The sequence below is a fragment of the Collimonas fungivorans genome (assembly GCF_001584145.1).
Lineage (GTDB): Bacteria > Pseudomonadota > Gammaproteobacteria > Burkholderiales > Burkholderiaceae_D > Collimonas > Collimonas fungivorans.
Genome location: NZ_CP013232.1, coordinates 2836824 through 2856235, shown reverse-complemented (window position 1 = coordinate 2856235; position 19412 = coordinate 2836824). Strand labels below are relative to the sequence as shown.

Annotated in this window: 15 protein-coding genes and 3 pseudogenes; 12 read left to right on the top strand and 6 right to left on the bottom strand. The window is 59.9% G+C overall.

Going from position 1 to position 19412, the window contains the following annotated elements; translation table 11 throughout:
• Positions 1-13: 13 nt before the first annotated feature.
• Positions 14-1105: a tartrate dehydrogenase gene (locus CFter6_RS12370; RefSeq protein ID WP_061540179.1), complete on the bottom strand. Its 1092-nt coding sequence runs from the start codon at positions 1103-1105 to the stop codon at positions 14-16.
• A gap of 451 nt (positions 1106-1556) precedes the next feature.
• Between CFter6_RS12370 and CFter6_RS12365 the strand changes: the two genes are divergently transcribed.
• The 10 genes and pseudogenes from CFter6_RS12365 (at position 1557) to xylB (ending at position 12068) form a co-directional block, all read left to right on the top strand.
• On the top strand, positions 1557-2177 hold the full coding sequence (locus CFter6_RS12365) for a TetR/AcrR family transcriptional regulator (RefSeq protein ID WP_061540178.1): 621 nt from the start codon (positions 1557-1559) through the stop codon (positions 2175-2177).
• An 89-nt stretch (positions 2178-2266) separates the two neighbouring features.
• A complete protein-coding gene (locus CFter6_RS12360) occupies positions 2267-3121 on the top strand; it encodes an oxidoreductase (protein ID WP_082814732.1) in 855 nt (284 codons plus the stop codon).
• Positions 3122-3145: 24 nt separating this feature from the next.
• Positions 3146-4146, top strand: a pseudogene (locus CFter6_RS12355) (NADP-dependent oxidoreductase).
• Positions 4147-4335: 189 nt separating this feature from the next.
• Complete coding sequence (locus CFter6_RS12350) at positions 4336-5613, top strand: ABC transporter substrate-binding protein (RefSeq protein WP_061540176.1); 1278 nt, start codon at positions 4336-4338, stop codon at positions 5611-5613.
• Between the two features lie 67 nt (positions 5614-5680).
• Entirely contained in the window at positions 5681-6559 is an 879-nt protein-coding gene (locus CFter6_RS12345; RefSeq protein ID WP_061540175.1) for a carbohydrate ABC transporter permease, read from the top strand.
• An 8-nt stretch (positions 6560-6567) separates the two neighbouring features.
• Positions 6568-7439: pseudogene (locus CFter6_RS12340) on the top strand (carbohydrate ABC transporter permease).
• A gap of 66 nt (positions 7440-7505) precedes the next feature.
• Positions 7506-8540 (top strand): NAD(P)-dependent alcohol dehydrogenase, encoded by a 1035-nt coding sequence (locus CFter6_RS12335; protein WP_061540174.1) that lies wholly within the window; start codon positions 7506-7508, stop codon positions 8538-8540.
• 5 nt (positions 8541-8545) lie between these two features.
• Complete coding sequence (locus CFter6_RS12330; protein ID WP_061540173.1) at positions 8546-9637, top strand: ABC transporter ATP-binding protein; 1092 nt, start codon at positions 8546-8548, stop codon at positions 9635-9637.
• 37 nt (positions 9638-9674) lie between these two features.
• Positions 9675-10565 (top strand): AraC family transcriptional regulator, encoded by an 891-nt coding sequence (locus CFter6_RS12325; protein WP_061540172.1) that lies wholly within the window; start codon positions 9675-9677, stop codon positions 10563-10565.
• A 15-nt stretch (positions 10566-10580) separates the two neighbouring features.
• Positions 10581-12068 (top strand): xylulokinase, encoded by a 1488-nt coding sequence (xylB, locus tag CFter6_RS12320; protein ID WP_061540171.1) that lies wholly within the window; start codon positions 10581-10583, stop codon positions 12066-12068.
• Between the two features lie 130 nt (positions 12069-12198).
• Here the strand turns inward: xylB and msrB are convergent, their stop codons facing one another.
• The 5 genes and pseudogenes from msrB to CFter6_RS12295 form a co-directional block, all read right to left on the bottom strand.
• Entirely contained in the window at positions 12199-12735 is a 537-nt protein-coding gene (msrB, locus tag CFter6_RS12315; RefSeq protein WP_205631491.1) for a peptide-methionine (R)-S-oxide reductase MsrB, read from the bottom strand.
• Positions 12736-12809: 74 nt separating this feature from the next.
• A pseudogene (locus CFter6_RS12310) lies at positions 12810-14570 on the bottom strand (cytochrome c biogenesis protein DipZ).
• A gap of 285 nt (positions 14571-14855) precedes the next feature.
• Complete coding sequence (locus CFter6_RS12305) at positions 14856-15368, bottom strand: HPP family protein (protein ID WP_061540169.1); 513 nt, start codon at positions 15366-15368, stop codon at positions 14856-14858.
• A gap of 55 nt (positions 15369-15423) precedes the next feature.
• Positions 15424-16626: an NAD-dependent formate dehydrogenase gene (locus tag CFter6_RS12300; RefSeq protein WP_061540168.1), complete on the bottom strand. Its 1203-nt coding sequence runs from the start codon at positions 16624-16626 to the stop codon at positions 15424-15426.
• Positions 16627-16737: 111 nt separating this feature from the next.
• Positions 16738-17655: a LysR family transcriptional regulator gene (locus CFter6_RS12295; protein ID WP_061540167.1), complete on the bottom strand. Its 918-nt coding sequence runs from the start codon at positions 17653-17655 to the stop codon at positions 16738-16740.
• A gap of 283 nt (positions 17656-17938) precedes the next feature.
• On the opposite strand from CFter6_RS12295, the gene CFter6_RS12290 reads away from it, so the two are divergent.
• Together CFter6_RS12290 and CFter6_RS12285 are read left to right on the top strand one after the other, a co-directional pair.
• Positions 17939-18409: a MarR family winged helix-turn-helix transcriptional regulator gene (locus CFter6_RS12290; RefSeq protein ID WP_061540166.1), complete on the top strand. Its 471-nt coding sequence runs from the start codon at positions 17939-17941 to the stop codon at positions 18407-18409.
• A 150-nt stretch (positions 18410-18559) separates the two neighbouring features.
• Positions 18560-19390, top strand: a complete 831-nt coding sequence (locus CFter6_RS12285) for a p-hydroxycinnamoyl CoA hydratase/lyase (protein WP_061540165.1) — start codon at positions 18560-18562, stop codon at positions 19388-19390.
• Positions 19391-19412 lie beyond the last annotated feature (22 nt).

The window sequence follows — 19412 nt, the reverse complement described above, 5'->3', positions numbered from 1 at the left end:
GCAGGATCATTTTTCAGACGGCTTCTTCGATGCGGCGAGCGATGGCTTCGCCCATCTCGGTGGTGGATGCACTGCCGCCCAGGTCGGCCGTGTGCGGTCCGCTCGCCAGCACCGATTTGATCGCGGCGACGATAGCGTCATGTGCCTGCCGCCCGGCGCCGCTGCCGCCAGTGAGAAAATCGAGCATCATGGCTCCCGACCAGATCATGGCGACCGGGTTGGCGATATTCTTGCCGTAGATGTCGGGTGCGGAACCGTGCACCGGCTCAAACAGGGACGGGAAGCTGCGTTCCGGATTCAGGTTGGCCGACGGCGCCAGGCCGATGGTGCCGGTGCATGCGGGGCCCAGGTCGGACAGGATGTCGCCGAACAGGTTGGAGGCAACCACTACGTCGAAGCGCTGCGGCTGCAATACGAAGCGTGCGCACAGGATGTCGATATGCTGCTTGTCCCAGGTGATGTCCGGATAGCCGCCGGCGACTTCTGCCGCCCGGGCATCCCACCAAGGCATGGAAATCGAAATGCCGTTGCTTTTGGTGGCGACGGTGACATGCTTGCGGGGCCGGGTCCTGGCAAGCTCGAACGCGTATTTCAGCACCCGCTCGGTGCCGCGGCGCGAGAACACGGCTTGCTGCATGACGATCTCGTTGGGCGTGTCCTGGTACATGATGCCGCCGACCGATGAGTATTCCCCTTCGGTGTTTTCGCGCACGATCATCATGTCGATGTCGCCGGCGTTGCGTCCCGCCAGCGGGCTGCGGACGCCTTCGAAGGTCTGCGCCGGACGCAGGTTGATGTACTGGTCGAATTCGCGCCGGAATTTCAGCAGTGAACCCCATAGGGAAATGTGATCGGGGACGATCACGGGCCAGCCGACTGCGCCAAAATAAATCGCATCCATCGGCAGCAGCTGCTCTTTCCAGTCTTCCGGCATCATGCTGCCGGTTTGCGCGTAGTAGTGGCAGCTGGCCCAGTCGAATTCCGTCAGCTCCAGCGCGATGCCGAAGCGTTTGGCGGCGGCGCCGACCACACGCAAGCCTTCCGGCATGACTTCCTTGCCGATGCCGTCGCCGGGAAGTACTGCAATTTTGTATGTGGTCTTCATTTTTCCTCTTTCATCGGTGTTGGCGGCACAGGGAAGGGCACTCTCGTCATTTGTGTTTTCTTATCCCGTCGCGCATCGCAGCTGCAACCGGACTGCGGATATGGTTTAAGATCCCACAGAGAACAGAGACAGGGTCAAATGATATGGCAATCCCGCAGACAATGCCTTCGGTAGCGGCCCGCGATGAGGTTCATTTACAGTTTACGTTGAAACAGGGTATCGACACCGGGCAATTTTTCAAGGCGCTCGGAAAGCTCTAACGGCATGATCGCTCCTGCTGACCAACAAGACTTCTGGATCTGGATCACACAATCAAACGCCGCAACCCTCTAAAGGATTTATTTGCAGTAGTTCTGGGCTTCTGGTGCAGGACAGGCCTTTGCGGTAGCAGCGCCAGATCGTCAAACAATCAAATTGGTGCGCAGCCGTGCATTCTTTTCAAAAATGATATATGATGGTCGTCATGCGAATGAAATCAACCCATCCAGGCAGCAAGCGCGCCCTCCAGAGTCGCAAGGAGGCGACGCACGACCGCATCGTCGAGGTGGCTGCGCGCGCGATCCGTCGCAGCGGTTATGCCGGTACCGGAGTGGCGGATATCATGAAGGAAGCCGGATTGACGCACGGCGGCTTTTATGCGCACTTCGCCTCGCGTGAGGCGCTGCTGGCCGAAGCGGCCGACCGCGCCGGCGCCGAAGCGGTCAGCTTGTCGGCCAATATTGCCGCCGCCGCGGCGCCAGGGCAGTCTTTGCAGGAGGTGATGCGCGCCTATTTGTCGCAGCAGCACCTGGAAGAGGTTGAGAACGGCTGCCCGGTGGCAGCACTGGGCTCAGAGATGCACCGCCAGGTGCCGGAGGTGCGGCATGCGGCCACGCGCCACATCAAGGAGATGATCGATGTGGTGGCCCGCCAGCTGCCCGACTGGGGAACGCCCGGTGCGCACGAGCAGGCCATGTTCATGGTCAGTTCGATGATCGGCACGATGGTGATGGCGCGCGCGGTCGATGATCTCAGGTTGTCCGAGGCGCTGCGTGCAGCGGCCCTTAAGCATTTTTCAGAGGCTGGCAAATAAGGCTGGCCTGGCGGCCCATGTTCCGGGCTTTTTTTTGATAAATAATATGATGATCGTCATATTTAATAATGGCATTGAGAGAAAACATAATGAACAGCAAGATCGCAATCGTGACCGGAGCGTCATCGGGTATCGGCGAAGTCACCGCCGAGCAGCTCGTCAGGGCAGGTTACAGGGTGTATGGCACTAGCCGCCGTGGCACACAGGGGCGAAACGGCAAGCGCGCCTTTGAGATGCTGGCGCTGGATGTGACCAGCGAAGAATCCGTGGCAGCCGCTGTCGACGAAGTGCTACGGCTTGAAGGGCGCATCGACCTGTTGGTTAATAACGCAGGTTTTGGCGTCTCGCCGGCCGCGGCCGAAGAGAGCTCGATCCGGCAGGCGCAGGCGATCTTCGATACCAACTTCTTCGGCATCGTCCGGATGATCCGCGCCGTCGTGCCGCACATGCGGCAGCGCGGGAGCGGGCGTATCATCAACATCAGCTCGGTATTGGGTTTTGTGCCGATGCCATACATGGCCCTGTATTCGGCCACCAAGCATGCGGTGGAAGGCTATTCGGAATCGCTGGACCAAGAGCTGCGCACCCAAGGCATTCGTGTTTCGCTGGTCGAACCCGCCTATATCAAGTCAGCGTTCGACGCCAACCAGCTGCAGCCCGATGAGGCGCTCGACGAATATCGCGACCTGCGCGCCGGACTTGACCTGCGCGTGAAGCAAGCGCTGGAAGGCGCAGATGGTCCGGGCGTGGTGGCCGAGACGGTAGTGCAGGTGGCGCTGGCGGCGACGCCGAAAGTGCGCTACACCTCTGGCGCACTGGCCGGCCGCCTGCGTTTCCTCCGCCGGTTCGCGCCCGCCGCGCTGGTCGAAGCCGGCGTACGCAAGGACTTGAGGCTTGACTCCCAGCCAGCGCTGCGTAAACGCGCCACGGCTCTGTCACAATAATTTACGATAAAACGGGAGCAATACATGAAAGCCTACTTCATCAACCGCTACGGCAAGTCGGACGTGCTCATATCGGGCGACCGGCCCGAGCCGGTACTGCACGACGATGACGTCCTGGTGCAGATCCATGCTGCCGGTGTCAATCCGGTGGACAATAAAATCCGGGACGGCGAATTCAAGCTGCTGTTGCCATATAAGATGCCGCTGATTTTGGGCTGTGACCTGGCAGGCGTGGTTGTGCGCGTCGGTGCGCGCGTGCGTCGTTTCAAGGTTGGCGATGAAGTCTATGCGCGGCCGGACGACGACCGCATCGGCACATTTGCCGAATTCATCGCGGTTAAGGAAGAATCACTGGCCCTCAAGCGGTCAACCTGACGATGGAGGATGCCTCGTCGATTCCGCTGGTGGCGCTGACCGCATGGCAGACCCTGGTCGAAAAAGGCCAGCTGAAGAAGGGCCAGAAAGTGCTGATTCACGCCGGTTCGGGCGGCGTAGGCACGATCGCGATCCAACTGGCGAAGCATATCGGCGCCACGGTCGCCACCACCGCCAGCGCGGCCAACGCCGACATGTTGAAGGGCCTGGGGGCGGACATCGTCATCGATTACAAGAAGGAAGATTTTTCGACCCAGCTGAAAGACTACGATCTGGTGCTCGACACGCAGGGCGGAGACACGCTGAAGAAATCCCTTAGCGTTCTCAAGCCGGGCGGCAAACTGATCGGCATCGCCGGCCCGCCAGATCCCGATTTTGCCAGGCTGCGTGGCATGAACGGCGTTGTCAGACTGGTAATGCGGCTGCTTAGTTACAGCATCCGCAAAGCAGCCAGGCGCAGCGGCGCCAGCTACTCCTTCCATTTCATGACCGCCAACGGCCAGCAGTTGAGCGAAATCACCAGGCTGATCGAAGCCGGCCACATCCGGCCGGTAGTCGACCGGGTCTTCCCATTCGAACAAACCAGGCAAGCGCTGGACTATGTCGAAACCGGGCGCGCAAAAGGGAAAGTCGTGATCAAAGTGCGCTGACGGCGATCCTTTTGCCCATCCAGAAAACTGCCAAAAGGGCAGGTTTGTAGAAAATTCACTGGCCTGCCAGGATGTGAAAATAGTACAAGCCGGCCCCGGTTTTTGTGGTAGCGCCCGCCGGCCGGGCAACTCTATAGTCTCCCTGCGTCACAAAGACGTGGTGCATAAAAAACAGAGGAGACAATAGTGATGAATAAACTCGCCTATGCCGGTGCGCTTGCTGGCCTGGCATTCCTGATGCCAGCCGCTTCCGCGGCTGATTCCTGCAACGTTCCGCAATTGAAAGTACTGGCCCAGAAGACCCTGGGCCTTACCACGCTTGAGAAGTCGCTGGCCGACTACCGCAAGGCCAGCGGCACCCAGGTCGACCTGGTGTATTTCGGCGAGAACGATCGCCGCGGCAAGTCGCGCCTGGACGCCTCTACCAAGGCCGGCGCCTACCAGGTCTACTACGTGGACGAAGCCAATGTGGCGGAGTTCGCCGCCGCCGGCTGGATTCTGCCCTTGCTGAAATACTATCCGAGGGAATACGACTACAACGATTTCCTGCCTGGCCGCCGCGCCGTCGCCAGTTACAAGGATGTCGCCTACTTTGCGCCGCTGTACGGCGGCGGCGACTTCCTTTATTACCGCAAGGATTTGCTGGAAAAGGCGCACATCGCAGTGCCGAAGACGCTGGAAGAACTGCAGGCCGCCATCAAGAAGCTGAACAATCCGCCGGCGGTCTACGGCTGGGTGGCGCGCGGCCAGCGCGGTTCGGGCATGAATGTGTGGCGCTGGTCGCCGTTCTTTACCGCCATGGGCGGCGAATGGGTCGGCAAGGATGGCAAGGCCGGTTTCAATTCGGCGGCCGGGGTGAAAGCCACGCAAACCTACATGGATCTGTTGAAGTACACGCCGCCCGGCACTGCTACCTATGACTGGAGCAATGCGGTCGAGAGTTTCCGTGCAGGCAAGGTCGCCTTCATGATCGAATCGACGCCGTTCGCCGACTGGATGGAAGACCCTACGAAATCGTCGGTTGTAGGCAAGGTCGGTTATGCACGGCCGCCGGCGCCGCTGTCTTCGGCAGGTTTCGGTCACGGCTTTGCGATTGCCGCATACGGCAGCAAGGATGAATGCACGCGCCAGGCTGCCGGGAAATTCATCGCTTGGGCCAGCAGCAAGGAACAGGAGCAGGCCCGTCTCAAGGACGGCGTGTTCAGCGACTATAACCGCAGCAGCACGATTGCCAGCCCATACTTCCAGCAGCATGTGAAGCCGGGGATCATCGCCGGCCTGAACGCGATTACCGACACCACCAAGCTGAATATCTGGTCGTCGCCGCTGTGGCCGCAGGTTGGCGACAACCTCGGCGTGGTGCTGGAAGAACTGTTCACCGGCACCCGCACCGATGCCAAGGCCGCGCTGGACGACGCCGCCAAATATACCGACGCCGTCATCGCCCGCGCCGGCCGCCGCAACTGAACGTCCCTCCGGCTTGCCAGGCGGCCCCGGTCCGACGCCGCCTGGCGCAGCCTTTCGAGAAACGATAATGAATAAACGCCATAGCTCTTCCTTGCCCTATGTGTTCCTGCTGCCGCCTCTGCTGATCCTGGCCGTGCTAGCGCTGGTGCCCACCATCGGCGCGATCTACCTGGCGCTGCGCGACCGCATGCTGCAATACGCCGACAGCCATTTCGTCTGGTTCGAGAATTTTTTGCGGCTGGCGGCGGACCGCCGTTTCCTCAACGCCATCAAAGTCTCGGCGCAATGGGAAGCGGTTACCGTGCTAGGCACCCTGGTGGTGGGTGTGCTGCTGGCAGTCTGGCTGTTCGACAAAACCTCGCCTCGCGCGCGCAACCTGCTATCGGTGCTGCTGATTATCCCGGTGCTGCTGCCGCGGGTGTCGGCAGCCTTCCTGTGGAAATTCATGTTCTCGCCCTTGCTGGGCATTGTCAGCTGGCTGCTGGGTTTTGTCGGCCTTGGCAACATCGCATTCCTGTCCGATCCCGCCCTGGCGCTGCTGGCGGTGGCGTTTGTCGATGTCTGGCAATGGGGTTTGTTCTTTGCGGTGATAGTGCTGAAGCTGCTGGAAACCTTGCCGCCGGAACCGCTGGAAGCTGCGCGCATCGACTACGCCCGCAGCTGGGAAGTGTATGCCCTGGTGGCGCTGCCGATGCTGCGGGCGCCGCTGGTCAGCCTGGCGCTGATCAAGATGATCGAGTCGCTGCGTTCGTTCGACCTGATCTATGTCATGACCAAGGGCGGTCCCGGCATCGCCACCGAGACGCTGGACATGTACGCCTATTCCCAAGGAATCGGTTTGTCCGGCGATATCTCCTACGCCTCCGCGATGGCGGTCCTGATGATGGTGCTGACCACCGTGCTGTTTACAATCATTTGGAAGCGAGCAAAAAAATGGCAAGAATAATTGCAGACATGCCGGCGAGCTCCGAGGCGCAATTGACGGCGCCCGGCAAAGCTGCCGCCCGAGGCAAGCTGGTACGCGGGTTATTCAAGGCACTCAGCTGGCTGGGGCTGGCGCTGCTGGTGACGGTGGCCCTGTTCCCGGTGCTGTGGGCGTTGCTCAATTCTCTCAAGGAATTGATGGATATCGTCTCGCCGACGCCGCGTTTCCTGTTCCGGCCGACGCTGGACAACTATCGGCAGGTGCTGCACACGCCGGAAGTGCTGTCCGGCCTGTACAACAGCGTCCTGGTGGTGGGTGCTGCGGTGGGGCTGGGGCCTTGCTGGGCGTGCCCGCCGCTTACGCCATCGCCCGCTATCCATTCCGCCGGCGCGACGACGTCCAGTTCTTCGTGTTGTCGTTGCGCTTCCTGCCGCCGGTGGCGGTGGCGATTCCGCTGATGGCAATCTGGATCGACCTGGGCGTCTACGACACCCGTCTTTCACTGATAGTGACCTATCTCCTGACCACCTTGTCGACCATTATCTGGCTCTCGATCCCGGCTTTCCAGCGGGTTCCGCGCGAAGTCGAGGAGGCCGCGACCATCGATGGCTACGGACCGTATGTGGTGTTCTGGCGCATTGCCTTGCCGATCGCTTCCAAGACTTTGCTGGGCGGCGTTGTATTCAGCTTCGTGCTGGTCTGGAACGAACTGATGATGGCGCTGACCCTGACCTCGCAGCAGGCTGCGACCCTGCCGGTGATCGCCGCCACTTTCACCTCGATGGGGCAGGAAGTGCCGTGGGGCGTGGTCAACGCTTCCACCGTGCTGCTGGCATTGCCGCCGCTGGTATTCCTCGGTTTGCTGAGCCAGCTGCTCAATTCCATGCTCAAGCATCGCTGAGTTTTGTACAAGACTAAAAACGGAGCAGCGCCGTCTCGCTGCGCTAACAAGATAACGGAGTAGATGATGAAAGCCCTGGTTCTCGAAAAACAGCATGACATCCGGTTACGTGAAATTGACTTGCCGCTGGCCATCGGTCCGCGCGACGTCAAGATCAAGATCCATACGGTCGGCGTCTGCGGCAGCGACGTGCATTATTATCAGCACGGCAATATCGGTTCCTTCGTGATGCACGAACCGATGGTGCTGGGGCATGAAGCCTCCGGCGTGGTGACCGAAATCGGCGCCGACGTCAGGCACCTGCAGGTAGGCGACCGCGTCTGCATGGAGCCCGGCGTGCCGGATTTTGAATCGAAGGCGGTCCGACTTGGCCTTTACAATCTCGATCCGGCCGTGCGCTTCTGGGCGACACCGCCGATCCATGGCTGCCTGACGCCGTTTGTCTCGCATCCGGCTGCGTTTACTTTCAGGCTGCCGGACAATGTCAGCTTCGCCGAAGGCGCAATCGTCGAGCCGCTGGCGATCGGCTTGCAGGCCGCCACCAAGGCCAGGATCAAGCCGGGCGACCTGGCGGTGGTGATCGGCGCCGGCACAATCGGCATGATGACGGCGCTGGCGGCGCTGGCAGGCGGCTGCAGCCGGGTGGTGATCTGCGACCTGGTGCAGGAAAAACTGGATCTGATCCATGCCTATCCCGGCATCACCACGGTCAATTTGCGCCAGCAATCGCTGCTGGAAACCGTGATCGGCCTGAGCGGCGAGTGGGGCGCCGATATCGTGTTCGAGGCCAGCGGCAGCGACAAGGCTTACGATGGCATCTTCGACCTGCTGTGCCCGGGCGGCTGCCTGGTGCTGGTAGGCATGCCAGCCAACAAGGTGGCCATCGATATCGTAGCGATCCAGGCCAAGGAAATCCGCATCGAATCGGTATTCCGCTATGCGAATATCTTCCCGCGCGCACTAGCCCTGATCGCTTCCGGCAAGATCGACGTCAAGCCTTTCATTTCGCGTTCTTTCAAGTTCGCCGACGGTGTCGCTGCCTTCGAGGCTGCCGCCAGCGGCAATCCGCACGACGTCAAGATCCAGATCGAATTGGAGTAAGCACCATGGCCAGCATTGTTTGCGAAAAACTAGTAAAGCACTACGAAGGCAACCCGGTGGTCCACGATTTCAGCATGGAAATCGCGGACGCCGAATTCATCGTGCTGCTCGGCCCTTCCGGCTGCGGCAAATCGACCATCTTGCGCATGATGGCCGGGCTGGAAGAAATCAGCGACGGCGCCTTGCATATCGGCGCCAGGCAAGTGAATGACTTGCCGCCGCGCGAACGCGATATCGCCATGGTGTTCCAGAACTACGCCTTGTATCCGCACATGACGGTCTACGACAACATGGCTTTCGGTCTGCGTCGCCTGAAAACGCCGGAAGGCGAGATCAGCCAGCGGGTCGGGCAGGTAGCGCAGATGCTCAACCTGTTGCCGCTGTTGCAACGCAAGCCGAAGCAGATGTCGGGCGGCCAGCAGCAACGGGTGGCGATCGGCCGCGCCATGATCAAGACGCCGGCGGTATTCCTGTTCGATGAGCCGCTCTCCAACCTGGATGCCAAGCTGCGTGCCCAGCTGCGCGGCGACATCAAGCGCCTGCACCGGCAATTGGCTACCACCTCGGTCTATGTTACCCACGACCAGCTGGAAGCGATGACGCTGGCCGACCGCATTGTGCTCCTGAAAGCGGGGCGGATCGAGCAGGTCGGCACGCCGGCGGAAATTTACAACCACCCGATATCCAGGTTCGCAGCCGGATTCATCGGCACGCCGGCCATGAATTTCATCGATTGCGTCGCTAGCCATGCAGATGGGATGATCGTCCTGAATAGCGGCGAAGCCCGATGGCGCTTGCCGCAGTCCCAGTTTGCCATCGGTGACGGCCAATCCGTCGTGCTGGGAGTACGGCCTAACCACATGTTCACCACCAGCGCAGGGGACCAGCAGATTGAAATACTGGGACAGGTCGACCTTGTGGAGCTGCTGGGAGCCGAGTCGCTAGTCAGCCTGTTGCACGCGGGAAAGGAAATCACTGCGCTGGTGCCCGCCAACCGTTGTCCGCAAATAGGGGAGCAAGTATGTTTTAATGTCTCGATGAACGACCTGCATGTGTTCGATGCAGAGACAGGTCGCAGCCTGGTATTGCGCCATTGATGCATGTTGGCCACAGGCAATAATAGGAGACGACATCATGCAGCCGGACCTTGAGCTTATCCAGAAAGTGCAGTACCAGTCGTTCCGCGTCTGGTCCCACGGCTATCCGCACCAGGTAGCGCGCTGGCATTACCATCCCGAGTACGAGCTGCACTATTTGCGCGAGACCCGCGGCAAGATGTTTGTCGGCGACTATATCGGCGATTGCGGACCGGGCAACCTAGTGTTTACCGGCCCCAACATTCCGCACAACTGGGTGAGCGAACTGGCGCCAGGCGTCAGCGTGGCGGAGCGCGACCTGGTGCTGCAGTTCGGGGCTGAATTCGTACAGGATTGCATGGCGTTGTTTCCCGAATTCGGCCAGGTACAGAACCTGCTCAGCGAAGCGCGCCTTGGCGTGCAGTTCGGCAAGGAGGCGGAGGCGCGCGCACATGAAACCATGAGCGCCATGCTCAGCGCCAGCGATACCCGGCGTGTGATCTTGTTCCTCGATTTGCTGGATTATCTGTCGCATGCGCCGCGCGTGCGGCTGGCCAGCCCCAGCTACGACCCCAGCATCGACCAGCGCCGCAACGCCGTCATCAACCAGGTGCTGGCGTATATCCTGGAAAACTACACCGCCGACCTGAGGGAAGCCGACGTTGCCGAGCTGGCGCGCATGGCCGGCGCCGCCTTCTCGCGCTTCTTCCGCAAGAATACCGGCCTGACCTTCGTCCAGTACATCAACCATCTGCGGCTCAACCGCGCCTGCGAGCTGTTGATGAACAGCGAGTTGTCGGTGACCGATATCTGTTATCGGGTGGGCTTCAATAACGTCTCGCATTTCAATCACCAGTTCTTGCAGAAAAAGCAGATGTCGCCGTCCAAGTTCAGGGCCTGCCATCTGACGCAAGGCAGTTGCGGCTCCAGCCAGTCCGCCGCCCAATAAAAAAAGGATTCATTCATGTACCTGGGAATCGACCTCGGCACTTCCGAGATCAAAGCCATGCTGGTGGATGGCGATAACAAGGCGGTCGCCAGCAGCGCCGTCAAGCAGAGCATCAGCCGGCCCTATCCGCTGTGGTCGGAGCAAAGCCCCGAAAACTGGTGGCAAGCAAGCTGCGACGCGCTGGATCAATTGCGGGCAGCGGCGCCGGCGGCATTTGCCGCGGTGCGCGCGATCGGCATCTCGGGCCAGATGCACGGCGCGGTCCTGCTCGATGCGCGCCATCGGGTGCTGCGGCCGGCGATCCTGTGGAACGACAGCCGTTCTTTCGCCGAATGCGTCGAATTGGAAACGCTGGTGCCGGAATCGCGCCAGATCACAGGCAACCTGGCCATGCCGGGTTTCACCGCGCCCAAGCTGCTGTGGCTGCAAAAGCATGAACCAGCCGTGTTTCGCAGTATCTCCAAGGTGCTGCTGCCCAAGGATTACCTGGTGTACCGCCTTACGGGGGAACTGGTGTCGGACATGTCGGATGCCGCCGGCACCTTGTGGCTGGATGTGGCACGGCGCGACTGGTCGGAGCGCATGCTGGAAGCGACCGGGCTCGGCCGCGAGCAGATGCCGGTCTTGATCGAGGGGCGCGATGTGGCCGGCCAGCTGAAGGATGACCTGGTTCGCCAGTGGGGCTTCAGCGGCAAAGTGCTGGTAGCCGGCGGCGCCGGCGATAATGCCGCCGCCGCGGTCGGGGTGGGGGCTGTGGCCCCCGGCAGCGCCCTGGTGTCGCTCGGCAGCTCAGGCGTGATATTCGTCTCGAACGATCATTTTTCTCCGAATCCGGCGCAGGCGATGCACGCTTTCTGTCATGCCTTGCCGCAGCGCTGGTGCCAGATGAGCGTGACGCTGGCCGCTACCACCAGCCTGTCATGGGCCACGCGCCTGACCGGACACAGCAGTGAAGCGGCGTTTGCGCGGCTGGCGGAAGATGCCGTGATCGAAACGGCGCCGATTTTCCTGCCATACCTGAACGGTGAACGCACGCCGCATAACAATGCCCAGGCCAGCGGCATGTTCTTCGGCCTGAGCTCGAACACCGATGCCGCTGCGATTGCCTACAGCGTGATGGAAGGCGTGGCATTTTCGCTGGCCGACGGCTATGCGGCGCTGGGGGCGGCAGGCACTCGCGTCAGCCAGGCTGTATTCGTCGGCGGCGGCGCCCGCAGCCGTTTCTGGGGTTCGCTGGTGGCCTCGTCCTGCGGCTTTGCGCTGCAGCGGCCGGTAGGCGGCGACCTTGGCGCCGCTTTCGGTGCAGCCCGGCTGGCGCGCATGGCGGCTACCGGCGAAGCGGCCGAGGTGGTATGCCGCAGCTTGCCGGGGGATGAGCTGATTGTGCCGTCCGCCGTGCTGGCGGCGCGCCTCAAGCCGCGCTATGAACGTTACAAGCGCTTGTATCTGGCGACGAATGACAACGCGCTGCAGCAGCCGCGGGCGGGCCTGGCAGACTTCTGATCAGCCGGTCGAGTCCAGCTCGCGGATGAAGCTGTCGATATGTGCCAGCACGCGTGCAGGCTACTCGATTTGCGGCAGAGCTTGAACGATAAGCATCAAAGACTATTCCGAGTCCGCACATGCATCAGCTTCATGCGCGGGCAGCAAATCGCATGGCTGCCGAGTTCATGCAATAGCGTAGGCCAGTCGGCTTGGGGCCATCGTCAAATACATGCCCCAGATGGGCATCGCACAGGCGGCAAGATACGGCCGTACGCTGCATGCCAAAACTGCGGTCGGTTTCGCCGACAACGTTAGCCGCCGAAATCGGTTGCCAGAAACTCGGCCAGCCGGTGCCCGATTCGAACTTGGTCCTGGAATCGAACACCGCGGTATCGCAGCAGATGCAACGATACAAGCCATCTTTGTGGTTATTCCAGTCTTTGCCAGTAAATGGCCGCTCCGTTCCTGCCTGACGCGCAACCAGATAGGCGATCTCGGAAAGCTGCTTGCGCCAGTCGGCGTCCGCCTTTACCAGTTTGGGGACGCGGACCGTCTTGTCCAGCTTGCCGGCGGGAGAAAACAGATCGATGGTCACGTCGGTGCCCGGGTTTGCAGCTGCCAGCGGCGCAGCTACGGCTCGCCCCAGCAAACTGCTGACCGCGACGGCGCCCAAGCCGATTTTCATGAACATACGGCGCTGGACATCCGGTGCGGTTGCGCCGGCCTTTGCCTTGTTTTCCGGGATATTCATATTGCCTCCTATCCGAAAGTGAATGCGAACGCCTGCGCGCCGCCATCGAGGAATTCAATAGAAAAGGTGTGCTCGCCGACATTGCCTGTTTGCCTGATCAGCTGATATAGCCGTTGTTCGCTGACTGTGCCGTCGCCGTTGTCACCGATGTCAGCGCCGTGCGACTGCATAGGCGGCTGGCCGTCAAGCGTGACGCGAAACCGCACTGGCTTGCCATCGGCTCCGGGGCCAATCACCAGATGCAGGTCACGTGCATAAAAGCGGAAAGAGATCTTGCCGGTCGCGGCGGCTAGCGTGGCTTTCTCTTTGTCGACTTGTCACTTGCCGTCCAGCCCCCATTGATTCAGCGCCAAGGACTTGGGCAAGCGGTATTCGGCCACACGATTCGGCTGCAGCTCCGGCGCCGCGGCGAAATTGTCGGCACGCTCATAACCCAGGTAGGTCTCCGGCGACTGCATATGTTCGCTGTCGGCTGCGGCTTGCACGCCGCCGGCAGTGATCGATGCACCCGGCGCAGGGAGGTTCTTTGCTCCGGCATCAACCAGAAGCTGGCGGATCAGCATTTCCGATTCGTCATAGTTGCCTTCGCCAAAATGATGGCCTCGGATCCGGCCCTGCGCGTCGATAAAATAATGTGCTGGCCAATACTGGTTATTGAAGGACTGCCAGATACTGAAATTGTTATCCAGCGCGACGGCATAGCCGATTTTCATTTCTTGGGCCGCGCGCTGCACATTCTTCAGGTCTTTTTCAAAGGCAAATTCGGGAGCGTGAACGCCTAGCACGACCAGGCCATAGTCTTTGTATTTCTCGCTCCAGGCTTTGACGTAAGGAAGCGAGCGCAGGCAATTGATGCAGGAATAAGTCCAAAAATCGACCAGGACGACTTTCCCGCGCAATGCTTCTGGTGTCAGCGGCGCCGAGTTGATCCACGCGGTGGCGCCAGCCAACGACGGGAACTGGCCTTCAACGCTCGGATGTGCGCCTGCGCTGCTCATCATGGCGTTGCCGCCGCTCATTGCGACGGGAGTCCCGTCGGCAGGCGCCGGCTTAATCCGCTCTATCAGCGATTGTTCCAGGCGATTGGTGCTGTTGAGCGACAAGCGCGTCAGCACATCGGTGTCCCAGCCGGCGGCAATGGCCACAACAGCAAACAGGATTGCCACGCCCAGGCCGCGCCGGATCCATTCGCCCGCGCCCAGGGATTTTTTCATCAGCGTGAAGACACGGCCGCCAATCAGCAATGCCGCGCCAAGCGACGTTGCCGCACCGGCCGCATAGGCAAACAACAATAGCGAGGTGTGCGTGTTCGGCCCGGAAATGGCCGCGCCGGTGAGCACCAGCCCCAGGATAGGCCCGGCGCAAGGCGCCCATAACAGGCCAGTGGCAATACCCAGCAAGAACGCCCGCACCGCGCCGGAACCGCCCTGGTTATCCGATGCACCTTGCACCAGGCGATTTCCCAGCGAGACGAATGGTTTTGCAACGATATCGGCCAGGCGCTTGGACAACAGCGTCAACGCGAATGCTGCAAGCATGATGAGCGCCAGCACGCGACCATATTGATTGATATGCACAGCCCAGGCGCCGCCTACCGCCGCCAGCGAAGCGATGCCGGCGAAGGTTGCGGCCATGCCGACCAGCATCGGCAGTCCAGACCGCAGGAATGGCTGTTCTGCGCGGGCAAACACAAAAGGTAAAACCGGCAAGATGCAGGGGCTGAGAATGGTCAGCACTCCGCCCAGGAATACCAGCAAAAACAAGATCATTTTTTCTCCGTTATCAATGCAATTGGCATCGTGTCAGCTGCAGCAACGCAGTCTTTCCGTGTTTCCTGGAGCTACAATCGATTAGTCGCCGGTTTCGCCAAGTCATTACAATAATATGCTGCGACGAGTGACACGCGACATTGGCTTGTCGGACCGGATAATTGCACCGAGGAACTCCAGGAATCCAGAGTAGGGCAGGAGGGAGGGCAAAAGCATTACAAATGAATGACAATTTGGTCATTCAAAATAGGCGCCGCAGTATGGCGCCCGGCTTTTTGTTTTTTTCTAGCGCCAGCGCGCCGGCCAGCGCCGGTCATGGAAGAAATTGTTGAACGCCAGCGCGATCGCCAGCAACAGCAGCACGCCGATCAATACTGGAAAAAGCAGGAACATCGGTGTCGCCGTCCCGCTTAGCATGATCACCAGGGGATCGGCGCCAGCCGGCGGGTGTACGCTGCGTGTTATCTGCATCAGCCCTATGGCCAGGCCGACCGACAAAGCCATTTGCCAGAGGCCGCTGCCTGCCAGCATGAAAACGCATAATCCGACCAAGGTCGCGATCAGGTGGCCAAGAACCAGGTTGCGGGGCAGGGCGAACGGGCTTTCGGGAGCTGCAAACAGCAGCACGCTGGACGCTCCGAACGGCGCAATCAGCAGCGGTGCGCCAGACAGGTGTCCAAGCAGCCCTAGCAGGCCGATCGCACAGAAGCCGCCGGAAAAACCAAGCAGCGCCTGTTTATAAGGTGCGGCAGCCGTGCGCGGCCTGCCAAGTTGAGTTTGTTCCTGGAGATTGCTCATCGGATTCCCATGCACGGAATTGCAGCTGGCCTGGATTGCCAGGCCAGCTGCCGGGTTAGGCTTTCTTGAAACGGCTTGCCTCTTCGGAACCGGAGGTGGCGTTGCCCTTGCTGTAGGAATGCGCGCCGACACCTGCCAGCTGGCCGCCTTGTACGATCAGATATTCGTCGCGGATCGGCCGGCTTTCGAAGTAGCACTCCAGGATCTCCCTGGTACCCGCCGCGTAGCGTGTCTGCGCCGAAAGGCTGGTGCCCGAGATGTGCGGCGTCATGCCATGGTGCGGCATGGTCCGCCATGGATGGTCGTTCGGAGGCGGCTGCGGGAACCAGACGTCGCCGGCATAACCAGCCAGTTGCCCGCTCTCCAGTGCGCCGACGATGGCGTCGCGGTCGCACAGCTTGCCGCGTGCGGTGTTGATCAGATAGGCGCCGCGCTTGAAATTCTTCAGCGACTTCTCATTGATCATATGCTCCGTTTCCGGATGCAGCGGGCAGTTGAGCGTGATGACGTCGCATACCTTGCTGAGGCTTTCCAGGTTGGAGTGATAAGTCAGGTTTAACTCTTTTTCCACGGCCTCAGGCAGGCGGTGGCGGTCCAGGTAATGCAGCTTGACGTCGAACGGCTTGAGCAGGCGCAAGACCCGCAAGCCGATGCGGCCGGCGGCGACCGTGCCGACATTCATGGCTTCGAGGTCATAGGAGCGCGCCACGCAATCCGCGATATTCCAGCCGCCCTTGACCACCCAGTTATAGGACGGGATGTAATTGCGTACCTGGGCCAGTATCATCATGACCACGTGCTCGGCTACGCTGTGGCTGTTGCAGTAGGTCACTTCGGCGACAGTGATGTTGCGTTCCATCGCAGCTTGCAGGTCGGTGTGATCCGAACCTATGCCGGCGGTGACGATCATTTTCAGTTTTTTCGCCTTGGCGATGCGTTCGGCAGTCATGTACGCCGGCCAGAACGGCTGCGAAATGACAATCTCGGCATCCGGCAGTTCGCGGTCGAGGACGCTGTTATCGCCATCTTTGCTGGAAGTGACTACCAGCTGGTGGCCCTGGGCTTCGAGATATTTGCGCAGGCCTAATTCGCCCGAGACGCTTCCCAGCAATGCGCCAGGCTTGAAATCGATGGCTTTCGGCGTGGGCAGGGTTTGCCCATCCGGATAGCGCTCCGGCTGCGGCAGGTCGTCGCGGGCGTAGGTTTTCGGATAGCCGGTGACCGGGTCGTCATACAGAACACAGACAATTTTTGCCATTTGAATCCTCCTGGTAGGTTTATGTCGTTGCCGTTGCTGGTCTTTAAGCAAAGGGACAGGGAGGATTCTGGGCGGTTAGGCGTCAACGATCCAATACCGTAAAGCAATCGTTTAATACATGCCGCTTATCAAACTGTCGAAGCGCGCCTGGAGCGGCGTCTTGAGCGCCATTTCCAGTGCGGCCGTGATGACCGGCGAGTAGGGATCCTGGCGGCGCACTACAAGTCCGATGTCGCGCGAGAGTGCAGGGGTGATCGGCACCACGGTGATTTCCTGCCGCAACTCGATCAGGCTCAGCACGCTGTGCGGCACGACGGCGCAAAAATCGCTGCAGCGCAGCTGTGAATACAGGGCGAAAATCGAATCGCTTTCCATGCGGATGCGCGGACTAACTCCTGCGCGCCGGAAGGCCGCATCGACGATGCGGCGGCTTTGCATGTTTGCAGTCAGCAAGCACAAGGGCAGTTCTGCCGCCTCGGCCCAGGTCAACGATTTACGGCCTTGCAGCACGGAATTGTCGCGCACTGCAAGTACGTAGCGCTCAACAAACAAAGGATAAACCTGGAAGCCGTCCATCGATTTATCGTCCATGAAAGTCAGGCCTATATCGATGTCGCAGGTATCCAGGCGGCGCGCAATTTCATCGGAAGGCAAGGACAGGACCGTGACTTTGATCTGGTCGTAGCTCTCCTGGCAGGATTGGGTCAGCAGAGGGACGACTGGCATGGTGGTAGGGATGGCGCCGATACGCAATGTCCCGGACAGGTTTTTATGCGCATCGACCGTCTCCTGGCGCATGGCGTCGTAACTCGACAGCATCTGCTGGGCCCAGCCGACAACCCGTTCGCCTTCTGTCGTCAAGCCTTCATAATTCCTGCCGCGGCGCACCAGGCTGAGGTCAAGTTCCTTTTCGAGGTTGCGGATGGCATTGGAAAGGGCCGGCTGTGACACATGACACGCTTCTGCAGCGCGCGAAAAATGTCCTACGTCTGCCAACGTGACCAGGTATTTGAGTTGTCTTATAAACATGGAGGCAATGAGAATTGAGGCTCGGCTACGGTATGAATACGCATCAAGGCAGGTTTTTCAAGTGGTTTCACAACTGGGGAAATTATGGTTGAAACGTATACTACGTTATTCCCATGAAAATATAACGTGACCTGCTGGAATCGACGACTGAGCTTAATGGAAAATAATCACAGGGTTTCCTGCCAGACCAGCATGGCCTGGGTATCAATATGAATCTGCATGTTAAGATTCGGCAAATTCTGACCATTTTTCCGATTCATTTTCCGATTCATTTTCCTTATTAATGACCAGAAAACCCAAGCCAGCTCCGAAAGATGCCACTGCGCGCAAACCCCATCCCAAGCTGCGGCTGGCTTATGTCATCGGCAGCCTTGACCGGATCATCCGGCGCCGGATATCCGAAGCACTTGCCCCGCTCGGCCTGACCATCGGGCAATTCACCGTCATGTCGGTTCTGGATGCAGGCGGCCAGGCATCGAATGCCCAGCTGGCGGAACGTTCCTTGATCACGCCGCAATCAGCCAACGAAGTCATGAACGCCATGGCGACACGAGGCTGGATTACCAAGGAACCTGATCCGACCCACGGGCGCATCGTCTTGCTCCAGCTTACCGATGAGGGCCGCGCAATCCTGCGCCAATGCGAGCAAGCGGTAAGCGTGATCGAAGGCCAGATGCTTGCCGGCATGGCGCCGGACGTAGCGAGCTCCGTGCAGAGTTACCTCGAGCTGTTCGTGCGCAACCTGCGCGCCTGATACTCCCCGTTTTCTTTTAAAAGTTTTTTTGTTTTATCGACTTAATCGTGTTTGACATATCAGGCTACCTGATATAAAGTGAATTCCAAGGATGGTGATCGGCAACCGGCATCGCCAGTTTTTTTTTGTGATATTCATAAGGAACTAGATATGAGCGCTTACCAAGGTCGTTGGAAAACAGTAGAGGTGAAGGTCGAGCACGGCATCGCATGGGTAATGTTCAACCGCCCAGAGAAACGCAATGCAATGAGCCCTACGCTCAACAGCGAAATGCTGCAGGTGCTCGACGCCATCGAACTCGACAACGCCGCCAAGGTGCTGGTGCTGACCGGTAATGGCGCCGCCTGGACTGCAGGCATGGACCTGAAAGAATATTTCCGTGAAGTCGACGGTGGCCCCGAGATTCTGCAGGAAAAAATCCGTCGCGACGCTTCGGAATGGCAATGGCGGCGCCTGCGCATGTATGCAAAACCTACCATCGCGATGGTCAACGGCTGGTGTTTCGGCGGTGGATTCTCGCCGCTGGTGGCATGCGACCTGGCGCTTGCTGCCGACGAAGCCGTGTTCGGCCTGTCGGAGATCAACTGGGGCATACCGCCTGGCAACCTGGTGAGCAAGGCGATGGCGGACACGGTAGGCCATCGGCGCGCGTTGCATTTCATCATGACGGGCGACACGTTTACCGGCGCCGAAGCGGCCGACATGGGCCTGGTCAACAAGAGCGTGCCGCTGGCGCAGCTGCGCGCCGAAACCATCGCACTGGCGGCCAAGCTGCTCGAAAAAAACCCGGTCGTATTGCGTGCCGCCAAACATGGATTCAAGCGTTCGCGTGAACTGACCTGGGAGCAATCGGAAGACTATCTGTATGCGAAGCTCGACCAGGCCCAGTTGCGCGATCCCGAACAAGGCCGTGAACAAGGCCTCAAGCAGTTCCTCGACGACAAGGCGATCAAGCCCGGCCTGCAAGCCTATAAGCGTTGAATCGACGGCGCTGTCCGATAAC

Coding starts and splice junctions, on each gene's coding strand:
- CFter6_RS12370 (WP_061540179.1), bottom strand. CDS start 1,105: ATGAAGACCACATACAAAATTGCAGTACTTCCCGGCGACGGCATCGGC.
- CFter6_RS12365 (WP_061540178.1), top strand. CDS start 1,557: ATGATGGTCGTCATGCGAATGAAATCAACCCATCCAGGCAGCAAGCGC.
- CFter6_RS12360 (WP_082814732.1), top strand. CDS start 2,267: ATGAACAGCAAGATCGCAATCGTGACCGGAGCGTCATCGGGTATCGGC.
- CFter6_RS12350 (WP_061540176.1), top strand. CDS start 4,336: ATGAATAAACTCGCCTATGCCGGTGCGCTTGCTGGCCTGGCATTCCTG.
- CFter6_RS12345 (WP_061540175.1), top strand. CDS start 5,681: ATGAATAAACGCCATAGCTCTTCCTTGCCCTATGTGTTCCTGCTGCCG.
- CFter6_RS12335 (WP_061540174.1), top strand. CDS start 7,506: ATGAAAGCCCTGGTTCTCGAAAAACAGCATGACATCCGGTTACGTGAA.
- CFter6_RS12330 (WP_061540173.1), top strand. CDS start 8,546: ATGGCCAGCATTGTTTGCGAAAAACTAGTAAAGCACTACGAAGGCAAC.
- CFter6_RS12325 (WP_061540172.1), top strand. CDS start 9,675: ATGCAGCCGGACCTTGAGCTTATCCAGAAAGTGCAGTACCAGTCGTTC.
- xylB (WP_061540171.1), top strand. CDS start 10,581: ATGTACCTGGGAATCGACCTCGGCACTTCCGAGATCAAAGCCATGCTG.
- msrB (WP_205631491.1), bottom strand. CDS start 12,735: ATGAAAATCGGCTTGGGCGCCGTCGCGGTCAGCAGTTTGCTGGGGCGA.
- CFter6_RS12305 (WP_061540169.1), bottom strand. CDS start 15,368: ATGAGCAATCTCCAGGAACAAACTCAACTTGGCAGGCCGCGCACGGCT.
- CFter6_RS12300 (WP_061540168.1), bottom strand. CDS start 16,626: ATGGCAAAAATTGTCTGTGTTCTGTATGACGACCCGGTCACCGGCTAT.
- CFter6_RS12295 (WP_061540167.1), bottom strand. CDS start 17,655: ATGTTTATAAGACAACTCAAATACCTGGTCACGTTGGCAGACGTAGGA.
- CFter6_RS12290 (WP_061540166.1), top strand. CDS start 17,939: ATGACCAGAAAACCCAAGCCAGCTCCGAAAGATGCCACTGCGCGCAAA.
- CFter6_RS12285 (WP_061540165.1), top strand. CDS start 18,560: ATGAGCGCTTACCAAGGTCGTTGGAAAACAGTAGAGGTGAAGGTCGAG.